Raw genomic sequence first — 23,551 nt, 5'->3', positions numbered from 1 at the left:
TCACGCTCCCGAGGCGACGAGAAGGGCGGCGACCGCCAGGACGACGGTGCCGGCGAGCAGCGCGCTCACATAGGTCTGGACGTTGCCGGTCTGGGCGCGCCGTACGGCGATGCCGAGCCAGCGGGGCAGGGTGCCCGCACCCCGTACGTAGGTGTCGACGACCTCGCGGTCGAGGAACCGCACGAGGCTCGCGGCGGCCTGGACCGGGCGGACGAACAGCGCCCCGTAGACGGCGTCGAGGTGGAAGCCGACGGCCGCGTGGCGGTGCAGCGGGCCGAGCAGGAGCCGCCCGGGGTCGGCCGGGTCGGGGGCGGAGGCCACGTCCCCGTACGCGGGCGCGTGGGTGGCGATCGCCTCGGCCTCGATCTGGCCGGCGTCGCTGTCGGGGTGGGCGGCGACCGCGCCGAGCGGGGTGACGGCGGTGAGCGCGGTGAGGTGACGCCAGGTCGCGTAGGTGACGATCCCGCCGGCCAGGGCCACGCCGGTGCCGATCACCGAGGTGACGAGGGTGGGCGCGAGGTCGCCGCCGTCGAACCAGTCGGGGAGCGTGCGGTAGGCGAGCCCGCCGAGCGCGAGGGAGGGGACGGCGAGCACCCACAGCACGACGGTCATGGACAGCGGCTGGCGGCCGTGGTCGGGGGCCTCGGCGCCCCGGCCCCGGAAGGCGAGCAGCCACAGGCGGGTCGCGTAGGCGGCGGTGAGGAGGGCGGTGAGCAGGCCGGAGACGAGGATCAGCCAGCCCGCGGCGCCGGGCGCGTGCTCGGTGTGGCCGGTGGTGACGTGCTCGGCGGCGCCGAGGACGGACTCCTTGGAGAAGAAGCCGCTGAACGGCGGGATGGCGGCGAGCGCGAGGAGCGCCACGGTCATCGTCCAGAAGGCGTCGGGCACGCGGTCGCGCAGATGGCTCATGCGGGACATGGCGGCCAGCGAGTTGGTGCCGGCGGCGTGGATGATCACGCCGGCCGCGAGGAACAGCAGGCCCTTGAAGGCGCCGTGCGAGAGGAGGTGGAAGACGGCGGCACCCCGGTCGCCGACGGCGAGGGCGCCGGTCATGTAGCCGAGCTGACCGATCGTCGAGTAGGCGAGGACGCGCTTGATGTCGTCCTGGGCGAGCGCGGCGAGACCCGAGCCGACCATGGTGACGGCGGCCATCACGGCGAGGACGACCATCGCGGCCTGCGACGCCTCGAAGACCGGGAGGAGACGGGCGACGAAGTAGACACCGGCGGCGACCATCGTCGCGGCGTGGATCAGCGCGGAGACGGGGGTCGGGCCGGCCATCGCGTCGGGCAGCCAGGTGTGCAGCGGGAACTGCGCCGACTTGCCGGCCACGCCCGCCAGGAGCAGCAGGGCGATGAGCGTCGGGTGGTCGAGGCCGCCGTTCTCGACGGTGGCGAGGACCTTCGTGATGCGGAAGGAGCCGGCGTCGACGGCGAGCGCGAAGAGGCCGAGGAGGAAGGGGACGTCTCCGAGCTTGGTGACGAGGAACGCCTTGATCGAGGCGGCGCGGGCCTCCGGGGTCTCCCAGTAGTGGCCGACGAGGAAGTAGGAGCAGATGCCCATGACCTCCCAGCCGACCAGCAGCACGATCAGGTCGCCGGTGTAGACGACGATCAGCATCGCGGAGGTGAAGAGGGAGACGAGCGCGGCGTAGGAGGGGTAGCGGGGGTCGTCGCGGAGGTAGCCGGTCGAGTAGACCTGGACGCAGCCGGCGACCAGGCAGACCAGGGCGGCGACCAGGGCGGCGAAGCCGTCGATGTGCAGGGCCAGTTCGATCGGGACCGAGCCGGTGGGGGTGAGTTCGGTGGCCGCGTCGACGGCGGCGTCACCGCCCTGGCGTACGGCGACGACGGCGGCCAGCACGAGGGAGGTGAGGACGGGCAGGACGGCGATCGGGCGGACGAAGCCGGGGGCGGTGCGGCCGAGGAGCAGACCGGCGACGGCGCCCAGGAAGGGAAGGAGGGGGACGAGGACGGCGAGGGTGGTCGTGGTCACGCGGTGGCCTCAGCCTTCTCGGTCCCGCCGGTGGTGGGGGTGCCTGTGGTGGCGGCGTCGGTGTCGTCGGCCGTGGGGCTTTCGTGGCCCTCGGCGGTGTCGCGGAGCCGGTCGATGTCCGAGGTGCCGCGGTTGCGGTACACGGCGAGGACGATCGCCAGGCCGATGCCGATCTCGGCGGCGGCGATGGCGATGGTGAAGAGGGTGAGGGCCTGGCCGGAGTGCAGGGTCTCTTCGGCGGCCCGGCTGAGCCAGACGTCGAAGGCGACGAGGTTGAGGTTGACGGCGTTGAGCATCAGCTCGACCGACATCAGGACGAGGATCGCGTTGCGGCGGGCGAGGACGCCGTACACGCCGACGCAGAAGAGAAGGACGGCCAGGACGGCGGGGTAGGCGAGGTGCATCAGCGGGTGCCCTCCTCGTCACGTGAATTCTTCGAACTTTCCGTGACCGTTCGGGAACTCTCCGTGACGTCTCGGGAGTTCACAGGGGGAGAGTTCCACTCCGCCTTCGCCTTGCGGGACAGGACGATGGCCCCGACCAGTGCGGCGAGGAGAAGGACGGAGAGGGCCTCGAAGGGGAGGACCCAGTTCTGGAACAGGCTCGCTCCGGTGACCTCGGTGGAGCCGGCGGCCGGCCCGTCCAGGTCGATCCAGGTGGTGCGGAAGGCGTCGACGACCACCCAGACCAGGGCGGCGGCCGAGGCGACGGCAACCGTGAGGGCGGCCCAGCGGTTCCCGGAGTCCGCGTCCGGGGAGCGGCCGATGGGGGCCCGGGTGAGCATCAGACCGAAGAGAAGGAGGACGACTACGGAACCCACATAGATGAGGACCTGCACCCAGGCGATGAACTCGGCGGTGAGCAGAAGGTATTCGACGGCGAGCCCGCCGAGGGCGACCACCAGCCACAAGGCGGCGTGCACCAGTTGCCGGGTGGTGACGGTGACAAGGGCGGCGGCCAGGGTGACCAGGCCGACGAGGAGGAAGGCGATCTCCACTCCGGTCGGGGAGAGGAAGCCCTGCGGCGCGGCTGCGGAGGCGAGGGTCATGACTCTCCTCCCTCGGGGGTGGTGGGCTCGGATCCGGCTTGAGCCTCGGCCTCGGCGTCGGCTTCCGCCTCGGCTGCGGCCTGGGCGGCGGCCAGCTTGTCCGCGGTCTTGCGGGCGGCCGCGATCTCCTTCGGTTCCTCGGCGGCGGGGTCGAGGGCGGGCGGGGCCGGCACGGTCCACATCCACTCGCGGAGCTTGTCCCGCTCATGGGTGAGATCCCGGATGTCGGTCTCGGCGTACTCGAACTCCGGGGACCAGAACAGCGCGTCGAAAGGACAGACCTCGATGCAGATACCGCAGTACATGCACAGGGAGAAGTCGATGGCGAAGCGGTCGAGGACGTTGCGGCTGCGCTCGCGCCCGCCCGGGGCGGCGGGCGGGACCGTCTCCTTGTGGGAGTCGATGTAGATGCACCAGTCGGGGCACTCGCGGGCGCAGAGCATGCAGACCGTGCAGTTCTCCTCGAACAGGCCGATCACGCCGCGGGTGCGGGGCGGGAGTTCGGGCTGGACGTCCGGGTACTGCTCGGTGACGGTCTTCCTCGTCATCGTGCGCAGGGTGACGGCCAGGCCCTTGGCGAGGCCGCTGCCGGGGAAGGGGGCCATGGCTACCGGATCACCACCTTGACGACGCCGGTGAGGGCGATCTGAGCGAGAGAGAGGGGGACGAGGAGCGTCCAGGAGAGCTTCTGGAGCTGGTCCTCGCGCAGGCGGGGATAGGTCACGCGCAGCCAGATCACGATGAAGGCGAGCACGGCGGCCTTGAGCAGGGTCCAGACCCAGCCCAGGCCGTCCGCACCCCAGGGGCCGTGCCAGCCGCCCAGGAAGAGGACGGTGGTCAGACCGCACAGGACGACGATTCCGGCGTATTCGGCGAGGAGAAAGAGAGCGAAGCGCAGGCCGGTGTACTCGGTGTACGCGCCGAAGATGATCTCCGAGTCAGCGACGGGCATGTCGAACGGGGGGCGTTGGAGCTCGGCGAGGCCGGCGACGAAGAAGACGATCGCGCCGACGATCTGCCAGGGCAGCCACCACCACTCGAAGGCGTCCACGATGCCGGGCAGGGAGACCGTGCCGGCGGCCATCGCCACGGAGGCGGCGGTGAGCAGCATCGGCAGTTCGTAGGCGAGGAGTTGGGCGGCGGTGCGCAGTCCGCCGAGGAGGGAGAACTTGTTGGCGCTGGCCCAGCCGGCCATGAGGGAGCCGAGGACACCGACGCCCATCACGGCGAGCACGAAGAAGACACCCGCGTCCAGGACCTGACCGACGGCGCCCTCGCCGGGGCCGACGGGGATCGCGAGGAGGACGAGGAGGTACGGCAGGAGGGCGACGGCGGGGGCGAGTTGGAAGATACGGCGGTCCGCGCCGGCGGGGACGACGTCCTCCTTCTGCGCGAACTTCACGCCGTCCGCGATGAGCTGGGCCCAGCCGTGGAAGCCACCGGCGTACATCGGACCGAGGCGGCCCTGCATATGGGCCATCACCTTGTGCTCGGTCTGACCGACGATCAGGGGGAAGGTGAGGAAGACGACGAAGACGATCAGGAGACGCAGCGCGACGTCGAGCGCGTCATTCATCGCGAGCCTCCTGGAGGGGTTTCGGGCGTGGGGGGTTCGGTCGAGGGGGAGTCGGGCTGGGGCTGCTCAGAGTCCGACGCCTGGTCGGGCGCGGACCCGGGCCCAGGCTCTTGGGCAGCCTCCGGCTCCTGAGGCGACTCCGGCTCCTGGGCCGGGCCCGCCTGCGGCTCCTCGAGCGGCTCGGACCCTCCGGGCGCGGGCCGCTGCGGCTCCTCCGCCAGCTCGGGCTCCCCGGGCGCGGGCTGCTTCGGCTCTTCGGCCGGCTCGGGCTTCCCCGGTGCTGGCCGCTTGGGCCCCTCGTCACGGTCGGCGAAGGCTGGGCGGGCGTGGTGCCAGGGGGCGTCCGCGCTGCGGGGGGCCGTGGCGGGGCGGTCCGGGGTGGGCGGTTGGGTGCGCTGGGAGGCGGAGCCCTCGGAGGCGGTGCGGGATCGGCGCGGGCCGGCCGGGGGGCGGCTCGCCTCGGGGGTCTCCGGGGTCGCCTCGGGCGTCGCTCGCTGGGAGGCCGAACCGCCGCTCGCCGTGCGGGCTCGGCGGGGGCCGGCGGGAGTCTGTGGGGCGGCGGCCGGGGTGTCTGGGGCGTTCTCCGGTGTCGTCGCCCGCTGGGAGGCCGAGCCGCCGCTTGCCGTGCGCGCCCGGCGGGGGCCGGTGGGGGCCTGCGGGGGTGCAGGGGGGGACGCCGCTTCCGTCTCCCTGCCCGCGCCGGTGCCGGCAGCACCGGTCCCCGCACCTGGCGCCGGGGGCTGGCTCGCTGAGCCCTCGTCTGTCGTGCGGGTGCGGCGGGGTGGGCGTTCGCCTGCTGCCCGGGTGGGGCGGGAGGGGGCTGGGGGGAGTTGGCCCTTGAGGGGGCCCCACTCGTTGGGGTCGGGGACTCCGGGGGGCAGCATCTGGCGGCGTTTGGGGCCGCCGTGTTCCGACTCCCCCGGTTCCTTGGCGCCGGGCCACGCCTTGGCGACGCGGGCCGCGAGGACGAAGTCCTTGCGGAGGGGGTGGCCCTCGAAGTTCTCGGGGAGGAGGAGGTGGTCCAGGCCGGGGTGGCCGTCGAAGCGGACGCCGAACATCTCGTGCGTCTCGCGTTCGTGCCAGGCGGCGCCGGCGTAGAGGTCGACGGCGGAGGGGAGGGTGGGTGACGCGTGCGGGACGGTCGTGCGCACCAGGAGGCGGCGGACCGGGGTGAGGGCGACGAGGTGGACGGCGATGCGGAAGCCGGTGCCGGGTTCGTCGACGGCGCTCAGCCAGTCGAAGTAGGTGCAGGAGAGGTCGTCGCGGGCGACGCGGAGGGAGGTGAGCCAGGATGCCGGGGGGACGTCGACGGTGAGGACGTCGTAGGACTCCTCGGCGGTGGCGTCCGGGCCGAAGAGTTCGTCGGCGGGGGCGGGGAGCCAGCCGATGGTGGTCATCGGTCCTCCTGCGCGGAGGGTTCGGCCGGGGGTTTCACCAGGTCGCTCTGGAGGGCCGCGGTCGAGGGGCGGGAGGTGCCGTAGCGCTCTCCGAGGGACTCGCGGGCGATCTTCTCCTGGAGCTTGATGATGCCCTGGAGGAGGGCCTCGGGGCGGGGCGGGCAGCCGGGGACGTAGACGTCGACGGGGATGATCTGGTCGACGCCCTTGGTCACCGAGTAGGAGTCCCAGTAGGGGCCTCCGCAGTTGCTGCACGCCCCGAAGGAGATGACGTACTTCGGTTCGGGCATCTGCTCGTAGAGGCGCTTCACGGCCGGGGCCATCTTGTCGGTGACCGTGCCGGAGACGACCATCAGGTCGGCCTGGCGGGGGCCGGGCGCGAAGGGGATGACACCGAGGCGGATGAAGTCGTGGCGGGCCATCGACGCGGCGATGAACTCGATCGCGCAGCAGGCGAGGCCGAAGTTGAAGACCCAGAGCGAGTAGCGGCGGCCCCAGTTGAGGACCACTTTCATGGGCTCGGGCGCGAGGCGGGAGAGGGCGCCGAGGCGTTGGGGCTCGGGCAGCAGGACCGGCTCGGAGGCGGGTGGGGTCACGTCCATGCCAGGACCCCTTTCTTGTACGCGTACAGCAGGCCGACGGCGAGGAAGCCGAGGAAGATGAACATCTCGACGAGGGTGGTGGCGCCGTAGCCGGGGGCGGCGAAGACCGTCGCCCAGGGGAACAGGAAGATCGAGTCGACGGCGAAGATGACGTAGAGGAAGGCGTAGACGTAGTAGCGGACCTGGGTGTGGGCCCAGCCCTCGCCGACGGGGTCGACGCCGCACTCGTAGGTGAGGAGCTTCTCGGGGGTGGGGACCACCGGGCGCAGGAGGCGTCCCGCGCCGAAGGCGACGGCGACGAAGAGCACGCCGACGACGGCGAGCAGTCCGACGACCGAATACGACTGGAAGTAGTCCGCCGCGACCTCGACGGTCGGTTCCCGCACGTCCGTCCCTCGCTCCCTGGCCCAGGTCCCGGCCTGCGTGGCCGTGACCGTGACCGCTCTGGCCTCACCGGCCACTTCGTCGTCCTCGGCATCGACAGGCGCCGTCGACACCATCCGTGCCGTCGACGATCTGTACGCAGGGAGTCTAGGCCCTGATAAAGGGACGGTAAGCAGCCCGTCACGCCTCGATCCGGGACCGGGGGTTTTCCCCAGGGTGGTGGAGGCGGGGAACCTCATGGCGTCAGGGTCCGCGGCGCGGCAGGCTGGCCCGTATGACCGCATCCCAGTCCACCGCCTCCGCCCGGGGCGGCGCCCATGACCCGCGTCGGACCGCCGTCGGGGAGTCCGTCTCCCCTCGCCGTGCCGGGGCCGGCGGGTACGACGACGACCGGCCGCCGCCGGTGCATTTCGCCTACGACCCGTGGACCTGGCAGGAGATCGCGCATCTGCTGGCGAATCTGCCGGTGTCGCTGTTCGGGTTCACGTATGTGATGTCGGTGATCGTGACCGGGGCCGCGATGAGTGTCACCGTGATCGGGTTGCCGTTGCTGGCGCTCGGTCTGGCGGGGGCGCGGTTGATCGGGCGGTTCGAGCGGGGGCGGGCGCGGCTGCTGCTCGGGCTGCGGATCGACGAGCCGAGTCCGCTGCCCGTGCAGCGGGCCGGTGGGCCGTTGTCGTGGATGTGGCTGGCGTTGAAGGATCCGGTGGCGTGGCGGACCGTGCTGTACGACGTGATCCGGCTGCCCTGGGGGATCCTCACCTTCACGGTGGCGCTGACCTCGATGTTCGTGCTGTGGCCGGTGCTGCCGTATCTGGCGCGGGGTCTGGCCAACGCGGACCGGGCGATGGTGCGGGCGCTGCTGTCGCCGTCGGACGAGCTGGAGCGGCGGATCGCGGAGCTGGAGTCCGACCGGGGGGTGGTCGTCGACACGGCGGCGGCCGATCTGCGGCGGATCGAGCGGGATCTGCACGACGGGGCGCAGGCCCGGCTCGTGAATCTCGCGATGGGGCTGGGTCTGGCGAAGGAGAAGCTGCTGGAGGACCCGGACGCGGCCTCGGCGATGGTGGAGGAGGCGCACGGCGAGGTGAAACTGGCCCTCCAGGAGCTGCGGGATCTGGCGCGCGGGATCCATCCGGCGGTGCTGACCGACCGGGGGCTGGACGCGGCGCTGTCGTCGGTGGCCTCGCGGTGCACGGTGCCGGTGAAGGTGACCGCCGATCTGGAGTCGAGGCCGGCGGCGGCGATCGAGGGGATCGCGTACTTCACCGTCTCCGAGCTGCTCCAGAACGTCAGCAAGCACAGCCGGGCCCGGTCGGCGTCGGTCGACGTGTGGCGGACCGACGACCGGCTGCTGATCCAGGTCTGGGACGACGGCCAGGGCGGCGCGCGTCTCGACGGCGGCTCCGGGATGCGGGGGCTGGCGGACCGGCTGGGCGCGGTGGACGGGCTGTTCGTCGTGGACTCGCCGGTGGGGGGTCCCACGACGGTGACGGCGGAGCTGCCCTGGCGCGAGCGCGGCTGACGGGCGCCAGGGGTAGGGAAAACCCCCCGTTCCAGAGGCCGACGGCCTTCATGGTGCGCGGGCTCGGGGGCGAGGAGGGTGTGAGGTACGAGCCACCAGCCGCGCGATGAGCGGACGGGACGGACGAGACGAGTAGAACGGACGACGCGGATGGCCACGCAGTACGGGAATTACGGACCGGGGTACGGGCGCCCGGCGGCGGAAGGCGTCGGGGAGCGGCCGCACCGGGTGCCGACGGCGCTGCGGGAGCCGTTCTCCGGGCGGCACTGGCGTGAGCTGCTGTATGTGCTGGTGGGGTTCCCGGTGAGTGTCGTGCTGTTCGTCCTCACGGTCACCATGCTGTCGACGGGGGTCGGTCTCACGCTGACCTTCCTCGGGATCCCGGTGCTGGCGGCGGGTCTCGCGATGTGCCGTGGGTTCGGCGCGCTGGAGCGGGCGCGGGCGCGGGCCCTGCTGGGGCTGGAGATCTCCGACCCCGAGCCGCTGCGGGTGCGGAACCGGAGCCGGGGTGGCCGGGGCGGGGCCATGGCCTGGATGGGCGCCGTGCTGCGGAGCGGGACGTCGTGGCGGCACGCGCTGTTCGCGCTGGTGCAGTTTCCCTGGGCGGTGTTCTCGTTCTCCGTCACCCTGACGGTGTGGCTGCTCGGCTGGACGATGCTGACGTATCCGCTGTGGTTCTGGGTGTTCCCGCTGTACGGCGGGCAGGGCGGGTTGCAGCTCTACGGCGACGCGCAGCACCAGGTGTATCTGGACAACCCGTTCGAGATCACCGTGACGGCGCTGGTCGGCCTGCTGGTGACGATGGCGACGCCGTGGATCGTGCGGGCGCTGACGACGGTGGACCGGCTGCTGGTGCACGGCCTGCTGGGGCCGTCGCGGCTGGCGTCGCGGGTGGTGGAGCTGGAGTCCGACCGGGGGGTGGTCGTCGACACGGCCGCCGCCGATCTGCGGCGCATCGAGCGGGATCTGCACGACGGCGCGCAGGCCCGGCTGGTGGCCCTGGCGATGGATCTGGGGCTGGCGAAGGAGAAGCTGCGGGAGGACCCGCGGGCGGCGGCGGAGATGGTCGACTCGGCGCACGGCGAGGTGAAGACGGCCCTCCAGGAGCTGCGGGACCTGGCACGCGGCATCCATCCGGCGGTGCTGACCGACCGGGGGCTGGACGCGGCGCTGTCGTCGGTGGCCTCGCGGTGCACGGTGCCCGTGCGGGTGGAGGTGGACCTGGTGGACCGTCCGACGCCGGCGATCGAGGGCATCGCGTACTTCACCGTCTCCGAGCTGCTCCAGAACGTCAGCAAGCACAGCCGGGCCCGGTCGGCGTCGGTCGACGTGTGGCGGGCGGAGGACCGGCTGATGTTGCAGGTCACGGACGACGGCGTGGGCGGCGCGGACGCCTCCGCCGGGTCGGGGCTGGCCGGGCTCGCGGGCCGACTGGACGCGGTGGACGGGATCCTGGTGGTGGACTCACCGGCCGGAGGGCCCACGACGGTCACGGCGGAGCTGCCCTGGCGGGAGTCCCGGGGATAGCGGCCCCGCCGCGCACCTCACCTCCCCAAGCCACGCCCCCACACACCTCTCTCGGGACCGGCCCACGCGCCCGACGCCCTTGCCGGGACCGGACCCCGCGCCCACCCCCTCCCGGACCAGCCCACGCGCCCCGCACCCCTCCCGGAGCCCCCCCCCCGGCCCCGCACCCCTCCCAGGACAGCGCCCCATGCCCGCACGCCCCTCCTGGTCGCGCCCCCACCCGGCCTCCTCCCGGCCCGCTCCCCCAGCCCAACCCCAGCCCGACCCCAGCCCAACCCCAGCCCGACCCCAGCCCAACTCCAGCTCACCCCCAGCTCATCCCCCCGTTCCCCGGTACAGACGGCCCGGATACTGGAATGCTGGACCGGACCGTTGACGGGTGGACGGCCGGCGGACGGCCGGCGGACGGCTGAGGGACGGCTGGGGGGCCGAGGATCGTGGAGGACAGGGTGCGGGTGGTCATCGCCGAGGATTCGGTGCTGTTGCGGGAGGGGCTGACCCGGTTGCTGACCGACCGGGGGCACGAGGTGGTCGCCGGGGTCGGGGACGCCGAGGCGTTGGTGAAGACCATCGCCGAGCTGCACGCGGAGAACGCGCTGCCGGACGTCGTCGTCGCCGATGTGCGGATGCCGCCGACGCACACGGACGAGGGCGTGCGGGCCGCCGTACAGCTTCGCAAGGCGCATCCGGGGCTCGGGGTGCTGGTGCTGTCGCAGTACGTGGAGGAAAGGTACGCCACCGAACTTCTGGCCGGTTCCAGTCGTGGGGTGGGGTATCTGCTGAAGGACCGGGTGGCCGAGGTGCGGGAGTTCGTGGACGCCGTGGTGCGGGTGGCGTCCGGGGGCACCGCGCTCGATCCGGAGGTCGTCGCGCAGTTGCTCGGGCGCAGCCGCAAGCAGGACGTGCTGGCCGGGCTCACCCCGCGGGAGCGGGAGGTGCTGGGGCTGATGGCGGAGGGGCGGACGAACTCGGCGATCGCGCGGCAGCTCGTGGTGAGCGACGGGGCGGTCGAGAAGCACGTCAGCAACATCTTCCTGAAGCTCGGGCTGTCGCCGAGCGACGGGGACCACCGCCGGGTCCTCGCGGTGCTCACCTATCTGAACTCCTGAGGGGGGCCGGCGGGAGAACCGGGGTTCCTGGCGGTGCGTCTACCAGGGCAACACCTCCAGGCGGTAAATCATGACAAGTCGGGGTGCCGGGCCGTCTCGGGGCAGTGATTTGTCATGCGGATGGCCAAGGGAAGGCGGCCCTGACAGACGTAGGGTTGATCCAGGGAGGGTCTTCGGGAAGGCCCCTCCCGCGGGACAGCCACCTTGAGGGAGGTCCAGTTCAGTGACCAGTCAGGTCAGCAGCGCAGCGGAACAGGCCGATCAGGCTGACGGGGCCGACGGGGCCGTCGTGGGAGAACAGCGCAAACCGGCCGGGACGAAGGATGTACGCCGTCTCGACCGGGTGATCATCAGGTTCGCGGGCGACTCGGGTGACGGTATGCAGCTCACCGGTGACCGCTTCACCTCGGAGACGGCGTCGTTCGGCAACGACCTGTCGACCCTGCCGAACTTCCCCGCCGAGATCCGTGCCCCCGCCGGCACCCTGCCCGGTGTCTCCTCGTTCCAGTTGCACTTCGCCGACCACGACATCCTCACTCCGGGTGATGCACCCAATGTGCTGGTCGCGATGAACCCGGCCGCCCTGAAGGCGAACATCGGGGACGTGCCGCGCGGTGCGGAGATCATCGTCAACACGGACGAGTTCACCAAACGGGCGATGCAGAAGGTGGGGTACGCGGCCTCGCCGCTGGAGGATGGGTCCCTCGACGGTTACCAGCTCCACCCGGTCCCGTTGACCACCCTGACCGTCGAGGCTCTCAAGGAATTCGACCTCACCCGCAAGGAGGCCGAGCGCAGCAAGAACATGTTCGCGCTCGGCCTCTTGTCGTGGATGTACCACCGGCCCACCGAGGGCACGGAGAAGTTCCTGCGGTCGAAGTTCGCGAAGAAACCGGAGATCGCCGAGGCGAACCTGGCCGCGTTCCGCGCGGGGTGGAACTTCGGGGAGACCACCGAGGACTTCGCCGTCAGCTACGAGGTGGCCCCGGCCGCCACGGCGTTCCCCGTCGGGACCTACCGGAACATCTCCGGGAACCTGGCCCTCTCCTACGGTCTGGTCGCGGCGTCCCGGCAGGCCGATCTGCCGCTGTTCCTGGGCTCGTACCCGATCACCCCGGCCTCGGACATCCTGCACGAGCTGAGCCGGCACAAGAACTTCGGTGTGCGGACCTTCCAGGCGGAGGACGAGATCGCGGGCATCGGTGCCGCGCTGGGGGCCGCCTTCGGGGGGGCTCTCGCCGTCACCACGACCTCGGGGCCGGGGGTGGCGCTGAAGTCGGAGACCATCGGGCTCGCGGTGTCGCTGGAGCTGCCGCTGCTGGTGGTGGACATCCAGCGCGGCGGGCCGTCGACCGGGCTGCCGACCAAGACCGAGCAGGCGGATCTGCTCCAGGCGATGTTCGGGCGCAACGGCGAGGCGCCGGTGCCGATCGTGGCGCCCCGCACCCCGGGCGACTGCTTCGACGCGGCGCTGGAGGCGGCCCGGATCGCGCTCACCTACCGCACGCCGGTGATGCTGCTGTCCGACGGCTATCTGGCCAACGGCTCCGAGCCCTGGCGGGTTCCCGAGCTGGAGGAACTGCCGGATCTGACCGTGCAGTTCACCCAGGGGCCCAACCACACGCTGGACGACGGCACCGAGGTGTTCTGGCCGTACAAACGCGATCCGCTGACCCTGGCCCGGCCGTGGGCGGTGCCGGGGACTCCGGGGCTCGAACACCGGATCGGCGGCATCGAGAAGGAGGACGGCACGGGCAACATCTCCTACGCCCCGGCCAACCACGACTTCATGGTCCGGATCCGGCAGGCCAAGATCGACGGCATCGACGTCCCCGATCTGGAGGTGGACGACCCGGACGGGGCCAGGACCCTGGTGCTGGGCTGGGGTTCCACCTACGGGCCGATCACGGCGGCCGTACGGCGGCTGCGGGCGGCCGGGGAGGCCGTCGCGCAGGCCCATCTGCGGCATCTGAACCCGTTCCCCGCCAATCTGGGCGCGGTGCTGAAGGCGTACGACAAGGTCGTCGTCCCGGAGATGAACCTCGGCCAGCTCGCCACCCTCCTGCGGGCGAAGTACCTGGTCGACGCCCACTCGTACAACCAGGTCAACGGCATGCCGTTCAAGGCGGAGCAGCTCGCCGCGGCGCTGAAGGAGGCCATCGATGACTGATGCGAACACGCTGCTGAAGCTGGTTCCCAAGGCCGAGGCCAAGCAGTCGATGAAGGACTTCAAGTCCGACCAGGAGGTGCGCTGGTGCCCGGGCTGCGGCGACTACGCGATCCTCGCGGCGGTCCAGGGCTTCATGCCGGAGCTGGGGCTGGCCAGAGAGAACATCGTGTTCGTCTCGGGCATCGGCTGCTCCTCCCGGTTCCCCTACTACATGAACACCTACGGGATGCACTCCATCCACGGGCGGGCGCCGGCGATCGCGACGGGGCTCGCGGCCTCCCGGCGGGATCTGAGCGTCTGGGTGGTGACCGGTGACGGCGACGCGCTGTCCATCGGCGGCAACCATCTGATCCATGCCCTGCGGCGCAATGTGAATCTGAAGATCCTGCTGTTCAACAACCGTATCTACGGGCTGACCAAGGGCCAGTACTCCCCCACCTCCGAGGTCGGGAAGATCACCAAGTCGACGCCGATGGGGTCGCTGGACGCGCCCTTCAACCCGGTGTCGCTGGCGCTGGGCGCGGAGGCGTCGTTCGTCGCGCGGACCGTCGACTCGGACCGCAGACATCTGACGGAGGTGCTGCGGCAGGCCGCCGCCCATCCGGGCACGGCGCTGGTGGAGATCTACCAGAACTGCAACATCTTCAACGACGGGGCCTTCGACGCTTTGAAGGACCGGGAGTCGGCGGAGGAGGCGGTGATCCGGCTGGAGCACGGGCAGCCGATCCGGTTCGGCGCCGATCGGTCCAAGGGGGTGGTGCGGGACCCGGCGACCGGAGATCTGAGGGTCGTCGCGGTGACCCCGGAGAACGAGGGGGCGATCCTGGTCCACGACGCGCACGCCGCGTCCCCGACCACCGCGTTCGCGCTGTCCCGGCTGGCCGATCCGGACACCCTGCACAACACGCCGATCGGGGTGCTGCGTTCGGTGGAGCGTCCGGTCTACGACACGCAGATGGCCGAGCAGCTCGACGCGGCGATCGAGCAGCACGGCAAGGGCGATCTGGCGGCGCTGCTGGCCGGCGGGGACACCTGGACGGTCGTCGGCTGAGCCGTCAGGACCGCCAGCAGCCGGTCACGAGGCCCGGGAGTCCGGCTCCCGGGCCTCGTCGTATGCGGCGCGGGCCCGTTCGACCTGGTCCATGCGCTCCTGCGTCCAGCCGGCGAGGGCGCTCACCTGCTCCGCCGCCTCGCGGCCGAGGCCGGTGAGGGAGTAGTCGACGCGCGGCGGGATGACCGGCTTGGCGTCGCGGTGGACCAGGCCGTCGCGCTCCAGGGTCTGGAGGGTCTGGGTCAGCATCTTCTCGCTGACCCGGCCGATCGCCCGGCGCAGCTCGCTGAAGCGGTGCGGCCGGTCGAGCAGGTGGATGAGGACGAGGACGCCCCAGCGGCTGGTGACGTGTTCGAGGACCAGCCGGTAGGGGCACATCTCCTCGCCGGCGGGCGCGGACGGCCTCACGTTGCTTACTGCCATGCCAGTACCTTACTTCAAAGTGGGTACTTTCTTTCAGTTAGTGCAGCTTCTAGGGTGAGTGTCAGTCCCACCCACCCCCACCTGGAGTTCGCACCCATGAGCATCGTCGTCACCGGAGCCACCGGACAGCTCGGCCGCCACGTCGTGGAGCAGTTGCTGGAGAAGGTCCCGGCGCGGGAGATCACGGCCGTCGTGCGTGACGAGGCCAAGGCCGCCGACCTCGCGGCCCGCGGCGTCCGGCTCGCGGTCGCCGACTACAACACCCCCGAGACCTTCGACGGCCTGTTCGCGGCCGGCGACAAGGTGCTGCTGATCTCGGGCAACGAGTTCGACAAGGGCCGCCCGCAGCAGCACCAGGTCGTCATCGACGCGGCGAAGGCCGCCGGTGTCGCGCTGCTGGCGTACACCAGCGCGCCGGGCACGCTGACCGCCGCCCTGGCCGACGACCACCGCGCCACCGAGCGGGCGCTGACCGCCTCCGGTGTCCCCTACACGCTGCTGCGCAACGGCTGGTACCACGAGAACTACACCGAGCAGCTCGCCCCGGTCCTGGAGCACGACGCGGTCGTCTCCGCGGCCGGTGAGGGCCGGATCTCCTCCGCCTCCCGCGCCGACTACGCGGCCGCCGCCGTCGCCGTCCTGACCGGCGAGGGCCATGAGAACCGGACGTACGAGCTGGGCGGCGACGAGGCGTGGAGCCTCACGGAGTACGCGGCCGAGCTGAGCCGGCAGACCGGGCGGGAGATCGTCCACACCCCCGTGTCCACCGAGGCCCTGACCGGCATCCTGACCGGCGCCGGGCTGCCCGAGCAGTTCGCCGCGGTCCTCGCCGGTGTGGACGCCTCGATCGAGAAGGGCGAGCTGGTCGTCACCGGCGGCGACCTGTCCCGGCTGATCGGCCGCCCGACGACCCCGGTGACGGAGGCGATCACGGCGGCGCTCAAGGGCTGACGGCCCGCCGGAGCCCTCACGGACCGGCCACCCCCGCCTGTCATGACCGTATGGCGATACGGGCATGACAGGCGGGGGTCCTCGGCGTTACCTTCGCGTGGAACGCTCAGGGACGTGAGAAGAAGGAGAAGCCCGTGGCCGGGTCGTCGACGAATGAGGGCCGCACAGGTCTGCTGAACGGCTTCGCCGCCTACGGGATGTGGGGGCTCGTCCCCCTCTTCTGGCCGCTCCTCAAGCCCGCCGGATCGGTGGAGATCCTTGCCCACCGCATGGTGTGGTCCCTGGTCTTCGTCGCCGCCGCGCTGCTCTTCGTCCGGCGCTGGGCGTGGGCCGGGGAGCTGCTGCGCCAGCCGCGCCGGCTCGGTCTGGTCGTGATCGCCGCGGCCGTGATCACCGTGAACTGGGGCGTCTACATCTGGGCCGTGAACAGCGGCCATGTCGTCGAGGCATCGCTCGGCTACTTCATCAACCCGCTGGTCACCATCGCCATGGGCGTGCTGCTGCTGAAGGAGCGGCTGCGGCCGGTGCAGTGGGCGGCGGTCGGTGTCGGCGCCGCCGCGGTGCTGGTGCTGACCATCGGCTACGGGCGGCCGCCGTGGATCTCCCTCTGTCTGGCCTTCTCGTTCGCCGTCTACGGGCTGGTGAAGAAGAAGGTCAACCTCGGCGGGGTCGAGTCGCTGACCGCCGAGACCGCCGTCCAGTTCCTGCCCGCCCTGGTCTATCTGCTGTGGCTGTCCGGGCGCGGCGACTCCACGTTCGCGGCCGAGGGCACCGGTCACGCGCTCCTGCTGGCCTCCACCGGTGTGGTCACCGCGCTGCCGCTGGTCTGCTTCGGCGCGGCCGCGATCCGGGTGCCGCTGTCCACGCTGGGGCTGCTCCAGTACCTCGCGCCCGTGTTCCAGTTCCTGCTGGGCGTCCTCTACTTCGGCGAGGAGATGCCGGTGGAGCGGTGGGCCGGGTTCGCGCTGGTGTGGCTGGCGCTGGCGCTGCTGACGGCGGACGCGTGGCGTGCCTCGCTGCGACCGCGGCGGCCTCTCGGTGTGACCGCCCCCGCCACGGTGGAGTCCCCCGCGGTACCGGCCGGCGCGGACCCCGTTCGGCCCTGAGAAATTCGGTCGCGAACGCCGGACGGGCTGGTTGAGTGGGCCGTATGACTCAGACACCCGCATCCGAATCCGCGCCCGCGTCCGCACCCACGCCCGTGCACTGGAAGCTCGTGATCGACTCCGCCGATCCGCACACCCAGGCCGACTTCTGGGCCGCGGCGCTGCACTACGAGGTCGAGGACAACAGCGCGCTCGTCGAGCGGCTCCTCGAGATGGGCGCGCTGCCGGGCGCGGCGACCCTGGAGTTCCACGGCCGCCCGGCCTTCCGGGACCTGATCGCCGTACGCCATCCGGACGATCCGTTCGACGCCGACAGCGGGACCGGGCTGGGGCGGCGGCTGTTGTTCCAGCGGGTGCCGGAGGCGAAGTCCGGGAAGAACCGGCTGCATCTGGATCTGCACCCGGGCGCGGGGCGGCTGGCCGACGAGGTGGAGCGGCTCACCGCGCTGGGGGCGAGTGTGCTGCGGGAGGTGAAGGAGTCCTCCGGGCAGTGGGTGGTGATGGCGGACCCCGAGGGGAACGAGTTCTGCGTGCAGTGACGCGCGTTCGTGTGTGAGGGCTCCGGAATGTGAACTCCCTGTCCGGATGGCGCTCTTGACGGAGTGTTGGCCACGGCTTCACCATCCAGACACCCCACTCACACTGGAATCGGAGCCCCCCACATGAAGCTCTCCGTCTCCGGGCGGGCGGCGGCGTCCGTCGCCGTCGCCACCGTCACCCTGCTCGCCACCGGATCCATAGCCGGCGCGGCGCCCGCCCCCGAACCCGCGGCGGTCGCCGCCGCGCCCGACCTGCCCGTCGCCAACGTCAAGGCGCATCTCGCACAGCTCCAGTCCATCGCCACGGCCAACGGCGGCAACAGAGCCCACGGCCGGGCCGGCTACACCGCCTCGCTGAACTATGTGAAGGGCAAGCTGGACGCCGTCGGCTTCACCACCACCGTGCAGTCCTTCACCTCGGGCGGCCGCACCGGCTACAACCTGATCGCCGACTGGCCGGGCGGCGACACCAACCAGGTGATCATGGCCGGGTCCCATCTCGACAGCGTCACCTCGGGCGCCGGCATCAACGACAACGGCTCCGGCTCGTCGGCCGTCCTGGAGGCGGCGCTGACGGTCGCGCGCACGAACTACCGGCCCACGAAGCATCTGCGGTTCGCCTGGTGGGGCGCGGAGGAGCTGGGTCTCGTCGGCTCCCGGTACTACGTCAACAGCCTGTCGTCGGCGAACCGCGCGCGGATCAACGGATACCTCAACTTCGACATGATCGGCTCGCCGAACCCCGGCTACTTCGTCTACGACGACAACGCGGCGATCGAGAAGACCTTCAAGGACTACTTCGCGGGCATCGGCGTCCCGACGGAGATCGAGACCGAGGGCGACGGCCGTTCCGACCACGCGCCGTTCAAGAGCGCGGGCGTCCCGGTCGGCGGTCTGTTCACCGGCGCCAGCCGGGTCAAGACCGCCGCGCAGGTCGCCAAGTGGGGCGGTACGGCCACCGCGTTCGACCGCTGCTACCACTCGTCCTGCGACACCACGGCCAACATCAACGACACGGCGCTGGACCGCAACGGGGACGCGCTGGCGTACGCGGTGTGGACGCTGTCGTCCTGACGCCGCCGTCCTGACGCCGTCGCCTTGACGGCTACGCGTCCGCCGCCTTCCGGGCCCGTTCGGTCAGGCGGAGCATGCGGGCGCGGGCCGTGTCCAGTTCCTCGGCGTCGTCGGCGGCCGGTCCGCCCTCTGCGGCCAACTCGGTCCACAGGGCGATGAGTTCGCCGCCCAGGTTCAGGCCCTGGAAGGGGTCGCGTACGGCACGCCAGGCCGTCGCCGCGCTCTGGACGTTGCCGTACGCGGCCTCGGCGTCCCGGGCGCGGCGGTGGATCCTGGCCAGTTCGAGGGAGGCGTGGAAGGAACGCAGCGGGTCGCCCGCCAAGTAGGCGATGTACGCGCCGAGTTCACGGAGCCGGAGCACCTCGGGGTGCTCCGGCCCCAGTGTTCCCGACGCCTCGGTCACCGTCCGTTCCGCGAGGGCGGCCGCGGTGTCGGTACGGCCCGCCCGCACGGCTTCGTTGATCTGCGCCACCGACTCGCCCAGGAGCGCGGGCGCGTCGCTGCCCGGCAGGGTGCGGGGGTCCTCCCCGAGCACGGCCTCGGCGACGGCGTCGAAGCCGCGGGCGGGGGTGTGCCGGGGGTCGGGATCGTCACGGGGGCCGGTGCCGGCGGGGACGACGGAGACGACGGGGGCGGGTGCCGGTGCCGGTGCCGGTGCGACTTCCGGGATCGGTACGGCTTCCGGGATCGGTACGGCGTCCATGACCGGCGGCGGGCCGAAGACGCCGGTGGGGGCGGCGACGGTGCCGGGGGCAGAGGCGGGGGCGGGGGCGACGTGGTGGAGCTGCTGCGTGGGCAGGTCCCGACGGGGCTCGGGAGTGTCGGTGGTCTCGGGTGCCGTCGGCTGCGCCGGACGGGTGGTCGTGCGCAGGGGCTCCGCCGTGAAGTGGCTGGCGCCGTCCGGGTCGACGCGCAGGGGGACGACGTACCCGATGCGTTCGTCGTGGACGGTGACGAGGACCGGGTGCCCGGTGGCGAGGGCGACGCGGTGCAGATGGCTCAGGACGGCCCGCTGGATCTCCTCGCCGTCGGCCGCCGCGACCTGCACGCCGCCGACGGTCGCCGTGCCGTCCGCGCGGACATGGACGTCGAGGGGCGCCGCCACGGCGGGCTGCGGTTCAGGCTGGTCCAGCTTCGTCTCGTGGCTGAGTCCGTACATCGGTTCCTCACGTCGTCCAGGTGCGTGTACGCGTACACGTACCGTTGAGTTTCGCCGCTCGCCCCCGATGTGCACGTCACCGCGACGTCACAGCCTCGTTCCAAGGATCCACGACCGGTGTGCGGGACGGGACGGCGAGGAGGGGACGGGCCATGGGGACGACGGCGGACGGGGTCGGGGGCGAGGAGGAACCCCTGTCGGCGGTCGGTGTCGCCGACGCCGTGCGGAGTGGGGAATTGCGGGCTGTCGATGTCGTCCGGGAGGCGCTCGGGCGGATCCGGCGGGTGGACTCCGTCCTGCATGCCTTTTCCGAGGTGTGGGAAGACGCGGCTCTGGAGCGGGCCCGTGCCGTCGATGCCCGGGTTGCCGGTGGGGAGTGGTTGCCGCTCGCCGGTGTGCCGGTGGGAGTGAAGGGGCGGTACGGGGTGGGGGCGCTGGTCGCGGCGGGGTGTGTGCCCGTCGGGGCGACCGCCGTGCCCGGGCCCGGTACCGCCTGGCAGACCTGGGGGCTCGGTGCTCACGGCCGTACCGTCAACCCCTGGCGCGCCGACCGTACGCCGGGCGGTTCCTCCGCGGGGGCGGCGGCGGCCGTCGCGGCCGGTCTGGTGCCGCTGGCCACCGGCAGCGACGGCGCGGGATCGGTACGGATCCCGGCCGCCTGGTGCGGTGTCCTCGGGCTGAAGACGACGAACGGTCTGCTGCCGTCCCCCGACCGCACCGGCCTCGCGGCACCGGGTGTCCTCGCGCGGTCGGCGGGGGACCTGGCCGCCTGGCTGCGGGTGACGGTCGGGGACGTCCCCGACCCGTCCGCGGGTTCGGCGCCCCTTGCCGTCTTCTCCCCCGATCTGGGGTTCGCCCGGCCCGACCCCGAGCCGCTCGCCCTGGCGCGGGCCGCCGTCGCGCGGCTCGCCGCTGCCGGAGTCGTACGGGTGGCGGCGGGTGACGCGGACGTGGGGCTGGTCGATCCGGGACCCGCCTGGACGGCCTTGCGGACACCGGGAGCCGATCCACGGGAGGCCGGGCGGGTCCGGGAGACCAACGATCTGCGGCTGGTGGCGCTCTTCGAGCGGGCCGATCTGCTGCTGACACCCACCACTCCCCATGCCGCGCACGGCCACGACGGGCCGGGTGACCGGTACTCGACGGCGTTGACCTGGGCGTTCAACCTGAGCGGGCATCCGGCGTCGAGCATGCCGGCCGGGTTCGGGGCGGACGGCTGTCCCGTGGGGCTCCACCTCGTCGCGGCGCACGGGCGGGAGGAGCTGCTCGTGGCGGTGGCGCGGGCGGCCGAACTGGCCCTTCCGGACGTGTGTCCCGGCCCTCTGCCCTTTCCCATTTGATTGCATGCACATATAATGCAGGTGCGCATTATTGTCGTACGCCGACTTCTGGGGGACCCATGTCGACCCGCCGTTTCCTGTTCCTGCTCGGCAGCAGCCGCGACGAGGGCCACGAGGGCAACACCGAACTGCTGGCCCGCCGGGCCGCCGAGCAGTTGCCCGAGGGGGTGGAGCAGGAGTGGATCAGCCTCACGGAGCACCCGCTGCCCGAGTTCGTGGACCAGCGGCACGACAGTGACCATGTGCGGCCGACCGAAGGCGCCGCGGGACTGCTGCTCGACGCCACGCTCGCGGCGACGGACCTGGTGATCGCCTCCCCGCTGTACTGGTACTCCGTGTCCGCGCCCACCAAGCGCTACCTCGACCACTGGTCCGGCTGGCTGCGCACGCCCGGCGTCGACTTCAAGGCCACGATGGCGGGGCGCACGCTCTGGGGCGTCACGGCGCTCGCGCACGAGGAGTTCGAGGTCGCCGACCCGCTGTACGGCACGCTGCACCACACGGCCGCGTACCTGGAGATGCGGTTCGGCGGGGTGCTCCTCGGCAACGGCAGCAAGCCGGGGGACGTCCTGAACGACACCGCCGCGCTCGCCCGCGCCAAGACGTTCTTCGCGCAGGAAGCTCCCCTGGCCCGTTTCCCTTACGAAACCGAAACCGAAACCGAAACCGAGACCGGGGCCGGGGCCGGGGCCGGGGCGACCGCCTAAGCCGTGATGTCCTTCGTCGTGAACCGCGCCCACGCCGCCGAGCCGAACACCGCGGCGTACAGCGCCTGGAGGCCGAGGTTCCTGACCAGTTCGTCCCAGTAGACGGGCTCGCGCATCAGGTCGGCGAAGGACAGCCAGTAGTGGGAGAACAGATACGGCTGGATCGCGTGGAGCTGCGGGATCTGGTCGAGGATCTGGACGGTGATCAGCAGGCCCACCGTCGTCGCCATCGCCGCGATGCCGCTGCCGGTCAGCGTGGAGACGAACAGGCCGAGCGCCGCGACGCCGGTCAGGGACGCGGCCACGACCAGCGCGATCAGCAGGGCCCGCAGCAGGCCGTCGGTGAAGCTGATCGTCGTCCCGGAGATGGTGGTGAGGTCGCCGAGCGGGAAGAGCAGGGCGCCGACCGCCAGCGCCGACACCGCGACGACCAGCGTGGCCGCCAGGCAGAACGCCATGACGGTGGCGTACTTGGTGAGCAGCAGACGGGTGCGGCCCGCCGGGGCGACGAGGAGGTAGCGCAGGGTGCCCGCGGCGGACTCGCCGGCGATCGCGTCGCCCGCCACCACCCCGATCGCCATCGGCAGGAAGAACGGCAGGGTCGCGGCGAGCGCGGTGAAGACCAGGAACAGTCCGTTGTTGGTGATCTGCGCGATGAACGCCGGGCCGCCCCCGCCCCCGCCGCCGCCCGGTCCGGCGGGTGAGCCGTCGCCGGTCTCGATCTTCACGGCGATGCCGACCAGGACCGGCACCGCCGCCAGGACGGCCAGCAGGGCGAGCGTGCGCCAGCGCCGGAAGGCGGTCAGCAGCTCGTTGCGCAGCAGCCCGAAGGTCCACAGCACCGGTGCCCGAGGGGCCGTGTCCGCCGCCTCGCCCGCCGTCGTCGTGTCAGCCCGCGACATCGAATCCCTCTCCGGTGAGCGCCACGAACGCGTCCTCCAGGGAGGCCCGTTCCACGGTGAGGCCGCGGACGCGGACCCCGGCCGTCACCAGGGCGGCGGTCACCTCGGCGAGGTCGCGGTCCGGCGGGTCGGCGGTGACCCGGTCCTCCTCGGCCGTGACGTCCGCCGCGCCCTGTTCCTTCAGCACCCGGGCCGCGTCGCCGGTGTCCGGTGTGGTGACCACCAGACGGCCGCGCGCGCCCGCCGCGAGGTCGGCCACCGCGCCCTGGGTGATCAGCCGGCCCTGGGCCATCACCGCGGCGTGCGTGCACACCTGCTCGATCTCGTCGAGGAGGTGGGAGGAGAGGAAGACGGTCGTGCCGTCCGAGGCCAGCTCCCTGACCAGGGCGCGGATCTCCCGCATGCCCTGCGGGTCGAGTCCGTTGGTCGGTTCGTCGAGGACGAGCAGCCGGCGGGGCCGGAGCAGGGCGGCGGCCAGGCCGAGCCGCTGTTTCATGCCGAGCGAGTACGCCCTGGCCTTCTTCCCGGCCGCCGCCGTCAGCCCGACCCGGTCCAGCGCCGCCGCGACCCGGGTCCCCCGGGTGCGCGGATCCGCGGTCGGGTCGGCGGCGTCCAGGCGCAGGAGGTTGTCGCGGCCGGAGAGGAAGCCGTAGAGGGCCGGGCCCTCGATGAGGGCGCCGACCTGGGGCAGGACCCGGCGCGCGGCCCGGGGCACGGGCTGCCCCAGGACGTGCGCCGAACCGGCCGTGGGCTCGATCAGCCCCATCAGCATGCGGATGGTGGTGGTCTTGCCGGAGCCGTTGGGGCCGAGGAAGCCGAAGACGCTGCCCGCCGGGACGGCGAGGTCCAGGCGGTCCACGGCGAGCTGGCCGCCGCGGTACCGCTTGGTGAGGCCACGGGTGCGGATGACGTCACCGCCGTCGCGGCCTTCGCCCTCAGGGGCGTCGTTCCCCGGCTCCCCCATCA

The 23,551-nt window shown here is 72.1% G+C and carries 23 protein-coding genes; 11 read left to right on the top strand and 12 right to left on the bottom strand.

Annotated elements, in window-relative coordinates; genetic code table 11:
- Genes AFM16_RS23075 through AFM16_RS23040 form a run of 8 tightly spaced genes read right to left on the bottom strand, consistent with a single transcriptional unit; the run spans window position 1 to window position 7,004 of the window.
- Window positions 1-1,995 (bottom strand): NADH-quinone oxidoreductase subunit 5 family protein, encoded by a 1,995-nt coding sequence (locus AFM16_RS23075; protein ID WP_030788397.1) that lies wholly within the window; start codon window positions 1,993-1,995, stop codon window positions 1-3.
- The gene (gene nuoK, locus AFM16_RS23070) at window positions 1,992-2,399 is read right to left on the bottom strand and encodes an NADH-quinone oxidoreductase subunit NuoK (protein ID WP_030788400.1); all 408 of its coding nucleotides are present in this window, start codon (window positions 2,397-2,399) and stop codon (window positions 1,992-1,994) included. The genes AFM16_RS23075 and nuoK overlap by 4 nt, the downstream gene beginning before the upstream one ends.
- Window positions 2,399-3,043, bottom strand: a complete 645-nt coding sequence (locus AFM16_RS23065; protein ID WP_030788403.1) for an NADH-quinone oxidoreductase subunit J family protein — start codon at window positions 3,041-3,043, stop codon at window positions 2,399-2,401. Before AFM16_RS23065 ends, nuoK begins: the two co-directional genes overlap by 1 nt.
- Window positions 3,040-3,648: a NuoI/complex I 23 kDa subunit family protein gene (locus AFM16_RS23060; RefSeq protein ID WP_078634491.1), complete on the bottom strand. Its 609-nt coding sequence runs from the start codon at window positions 3,646-3,648 to the stop codon at window positions 3,040-3,042. The genes AFM16_RS23065 and AFM16_RS23060 overlap by 4 nt, the downstream gene beginning before the upstream one ends.
- A 2-nt stretch (window positions 3,649-3,650) precedes the next feature.
- Window positions 3,651-4,619 (bottom strand): complex I subunit 1/NuoH family protein, encoded by a 969-nt coding sequence (locus AFM16_RS23055; protein ID WP_030788408.1) that lies wholly within the window; start codon window positions 4,617-4,619, stop codon window positions 3,651-3,653.
- Complete coding sequence (locus AFM16_RS23050) at window positions 4,616-6,016, bottom strand: NADH-quinone oxidoreductase subunit C (RefSeq protein WP_078634490.1); 1,401 nt, start codon at window positions 6,014-6,016, stop codon at window positions 4,616-4,618. Before AFM16_RS23050 ends, AFM16_RS23055 begins: the two co-directional genes overlap by 4 nt.
- Window positions 6,013-6,618, bottom strand: a complete 606-nt coding sequence (locus AFM16_RS23045; RefSeq protein ID WP_030788414.1) for an NADH-quinone oxidoreductase subunit B — start codon at window positions 6,616-6,618, stop codon at window positions 6,013-6,015. Before AFM16_RS23045 ends, AFM16_RS23050 begins: the two co-directional genes overlap by 4 nt.
- Window positions 6,609-7,004, bottom strand: coding sequence for an NADH-quinone oxidoreductase subunit A (locus AFM16_RS23040; RefSeq protein ID WP_030788417.1), 396 nt, complete (start codon window positions 7,002-7,004; stop codon window positions 6,609-6,611). The genes AFM16_RS23045 and AFM16_RS23040 overlap by 10 nt, the downstream gene beginning before the upstream one ends.
- A 272-nt stretch (window positions 7,005-7,276) precedes the next feature.
- On the opposite strand from AFM16_RS23040, the gene AFM16_RS23035 reads away from it, so the two are divergent.
- From AFM16_RS23035 to AFM16_RS23015, 5 genes are all read left to right on the top strand, one after another.
- Window positions 7,277-8,527: a sensor histidine kinase gene (locus tag AFM16_RS23035; protein ID WP_030788421.1), complete on the top strand. Its 1,251-nt coding sequence runs from the start codon at window positions 7,277-7,279 to the stop codon at window positions 8,525-8,527.
- Between the two features lie 150 nt (window positions 8,528-8,677).
- The gene (locus tag AFM16_RS23030) at window positions 8,678-10,054 is read left to right on the top strand and encodes a sensor histidine kinase (RefSeq protein WP_030788423.1); all 1,377 of its coding nucleotides are present in this window, start codon (window positions 8,678-8,680) and stop codon (window positions 10,052-10,054) included.
- A gap of 449 nt (window positions 10,055-10,503) precedes the next feature.
- Window positions 10,504-11,163: a LuxR C-terminal-related transcriptional regulator gene (locus AFM16_RS23025; protein WP_280921918.1), complete on the top strand. Its 660-nt coding sequence runs from the start codon at window positions 10,504-10,506 to the stop codon at window positions 11,161-11,163.
- A gap of 223 nt (window positions 11,164-11,386) precedes the next feature.
- Entirely contained in the window at window positions 11,387-13,333 is a 1,947-nt protein-coding gene (locus AFM16_RS23020) for a 2-oxoacid:acceptor oxidoreductase subunit alpha (protein ID WP_030790058.1), read from the top strand.
- Window positions 13,326-14,384, top strand: coding sequence for a 2-oxoacid:ferredoxin oxidoreductase subunit beta (locus AFM16_RS23015; RefSeq protein WP_078634489.1), 1,059 nt, complete (start codon window positions 13,326-13,328; stop codon window positions 14,382-14,384). Before AFM16_RS23020 ends, AFM16_RS23015 begins: the two co-directional genes overlap by 8 nt.
- 24 nt (window positions 14,385-14,408) lie before the next feature.
- Here the strand turns inward: AFM16_RS23015 and AFM16_RS23010 are convergent, their stop codons facing one another.
- Complete coding sequence (locus AFM16_RS23010) at window positions 14,409-14,807, bottom strand: winged helix-turn-helix transcriptional regulator (RefSeq protein WP_030790064.1); 399 nt, start codon at window positions 14,805-14,807, stop codon at window positions 14,409-14,411.
- Window positions 14,808-14,903: 96 nt separating this feature from the next.
- On the opposite strand from AFM16_RS23010, the gene AFM16_RS23005 reads away from it, so the two are divergent.
- The 4 genes from AFM16_RS23005 to AFM16_RS22990 all read left to right on the top strand — a co-directional run bounded on the left by AFM16_RS23005 (window position 14,904) and on the right by AFM16_RS22990 (window position 18,477).
- On the top strand, window positions 14,904-15,758 hold the full coding sequence (locus AFM16_RS23005; protein WP_078634488.1) for an SDR family oxidoreductase: 855 nt from the start codon (window positions 14,904-14,906) through the stop codon (window positions 15,756-15,758).
- Between the two features lie 134 nt (window positions 15,759-15,892).
- Window positions 15,893-16,864, top strand: a complete 972-nt coding sequence (rarD, locus tag AFM16_RS23000; protein ID WP_078634487.1) for an EamA family transporter RarD — start codon at window positions 15,893-15,895, stop codon at window positions 16,862-16,864.
- Window positions 16,865-16,908: 44 nt separating this feature from the next.
- Window positions 16,909-17,403 carry a VOC family protein gene (locus AFM16_RS22995; RefSeq protein WP_078634486.1) on the top strand — a complete coding sequence of 165 codons (495 nt, stop codon included), beginning with the start codon at window positions 16,909-16,911 and terminating at the stop codon, window positions 17,401-17,403.
- Between the two features lie 123 nt (window positions 17,404-17,526).
- Window positions 17,527-18,477 carry a M28 family metallopeptidase gene (locus tag AFM16_RS22990; protein WP_078634485.1) on the top strand — a complete coding sequence of 317 codons (951 nt, stop codon included), beginning with the start codon at window positions 17,527-17,529 and terminating at the stop codon, window positions 18,475-18,477.
- Window positions 18,478-18,508: 31 nt separating this feature from the next.
- Here the strand turns inward: AFM16_RS22990 and AFM16_RS22985 are convergent, their stop codons facing one another.
- Window positions 18,509-19,636, bottom strand: a complete 1,128-nt coding sequence (locus tag AFM16_RS22985) for a hypothetical protein (RefSeq protein WP_078634484.1) — start codon at window positions 19,634-19,636, stop codon at window positions 18,509-18,511.
- 152 nt (window positions 19,637-19,788) lie between these two features.
- Here AFM16_RS22985 and AFM16_RS22980 point away from each other — a divergent pair, with 152 nt between their 5' ends.
- Window positions 19,789-20,976 carry an amidase gene (locus AFM16_RS22980; RefSeq protein WP_078634483.1) on the top strand — a complete coding sequence of 396 codons (1,188 nt, stop codon included), beginning with the start codon at window positions 19,789-19,791 and terminating at the stop codon, window positions 20,974-20,976.
- A 59-nt stretch (window positions 20,977-21,035) separates the two neighbouring features.
- Window positions 21,036-21,683 (top strand): flavodoxin family protein, encoded by a 648-nt coding sequence (locus tag AFM16_RS22975; RefSeq protein WP_078634482.1) that lies wholly within the window; start codon window positions 21,036-21,038, stop codon window positions 21,681-21,683.
- On the opposite strand, the gene AFM16_RS22970 is transcribed toward AFM16_RS22975, so the two are convergent.
- Both AFM16_RS22970 and AFM16_RS22965 read right to left on the bottom strand, forming a co-directional pair.
- Window positions 21,680-22,585, bottom strand: coding sequence for an ABC transporter permease (locus AFM16_RS22970; RefSeq protein ID WP_078634481.1), 906 nt, complete (start codon window positions 22,583-22,585; stop codon window positions 21,680-21,682). The two genes, AFM16_RS22975 and AFM16_RS22970, sit on opposite strands and share 4 nt — an antisense overlap.
- Entirely contained in the window at window positions 22,572-23,549 is a 978-nt protein-coding gene (locus tag AFM16_RS22965; RefSeq protein ID WP_078634480.1) for an ABC transporter ATP-binding protein, read from the bottom strand. Before AFM16_RS22965 ends, AFM16_RS22970 begins: the two co-directional genes overlap by 14 nt.
- Between the last annotated feature and the right edge of the window lie 2 nt (window positions 23,550-23,551).

It is taken from the genome of Streptomyces antibioticus (assembly GCF_002019855.1).
Classification (GTDB): domain Bacteria; phylum Actinomycetota; class Actinomycetes; order Streptomycetales; family Streptomycetaceae; genus Streptomyces; species Streptomyces antibioticus_B.
Note: the sequence above shows the minus strand (reverse complement) of the source record. Positions and strands in the feature narration are given on the sequence as shown.

Excerpts from the sequence above, each read along its gene's own strand:
- nuoK (WP_030788400.1), bottom strand. The coding sequence starts at position 2,399 with ATGCACCTCGCCTACCCCGCCGTCCTGGCCGTCCTTCTCTTCTGCGTC.
- AFM16_RS23050 (WP_078634490.1), bottom strand. The coding sequence starts at position 6,016 with ATGACCACCATCGGCTGGCTCCCCGCCCCCGCCGACGAACTCTTCGGC.
- AFM16_RS23030 (WP_030788423.1), top strand. The coding sequence starts at position 8,678 with ATGGCCACGCAGTACGGGAATTACGGACCGGGGTACGGGCGCCCGGCG.
- AFM16_RS23065 (WP_030788403.1), bottom strand. The coding sequence starts at position 3,043 with ATGACCCTCGCCTCCGCAGCCGCGCCGCAGGGCTTCCTCTCCCCGACC.
- AFM16_RS23060 (WP_078634491.1), bottom strand. The coding sequence starts at position 3,648 with ATGGCCCCCTTCCCCGGCAGCGGCCTCGCCAAGGGCCTGGCCGTCACC.
- AFM16_RS22990 (WP_078634485.1), top strand. The coding sequence starts at position 17,527 with ATGAAGCTCTCCGTCTCCGGGCGGGCGGCGGCGTCCGTCGCCGTCGCC.
- AFM16_RS23035 (WP_030788421.1), top strand. The coding sequence starts at position 7,277 with ATGACCGCATCCCAGTCCACCGCCTCCGCCCGGGGCGGCGCCCATGAC.
- AFM16_RS23055 (WP_030788408.1), bottom strand. The coding sequence starts at position 4,619 with ATGAATGACGCGCTCGACGTCGCGCTGCGTCTCCTGATCGTCTTCGTC.
- AFM16_RS22970 (WP_078634481.1), bottom strand. The coding sequence starts at position 22,585 with ATGTCGCGGGCTGACACGACGACGGCGGGCGAGGCGGCGGACACGGCC.
- AFM16_RS23045 (WP_030788414.1), bottom strand. The coding sequence starts at position 6,618 with ATGGACGTGACCCCACCCGCCTCCGAGCCGGTCCTGCTGCCCGAGCCC.
- AFM16_RS23005 (WP_078634488.1), top strand. The coding sequence starts at position 14,904 with ATGAGCATCGTCGTCACCGGAGCCACCGGACAGCTCGGCCGCCACGTC.
- AFM16_RS22995 (WP_078634486.1), top strand. The coding sequence starts at position 16,909 with ATGACTCAGACACCCGCATCCGAATCCGCGCCCGCGTCCGCACCCACG.
- AFM16_RS23010 (WP_030790064.1), bottom strand. The coding sequence starts at position 14,807 with ATGGCAGTAAGCAACGTGAGGCCGTCCGCGCCCGCCGGCGAGGAGATG.
- AFM16_RS22975 (WP_078634482.1), top strand. The coding sequence starts at position 21,036 with ATGTCGACCCGCCGTTTCCTGTTCCTGCTCGGCAGCAGCCGCGACGAG.
- AFM16_RS23015 (WP_078634489.1), top strand. The coding sequence starts at position 13,326 with ATGACTGATGCGAACACGCTGCTGAAGCTGGTTCCCAAGGCCGAGGCC.
- AFM16_RS22965 (WP_078634480.1), bottom strand. The coding sequence starts at position 23,549 with ATGGGGGAGCCGGGGAACGACGCCCCTGAGGGCGAAGGCCGCGACGGC.
- AFM16_RS22980 (WP_078634483.1), top strand. The coding sequence starts at position 19,789 with ATGGGGACGACGGCGGACGGGGTCGGGGGCGAGGAGGAACCCCTGTCG.
- AFM16_RS22985 (WP_078634484.1), bottom strand. The coding sequence starts at position 19,636 with ATGTACGGACTCAGCCACGAGACGAAGCTGGACCAGCCTGAACCGCAG.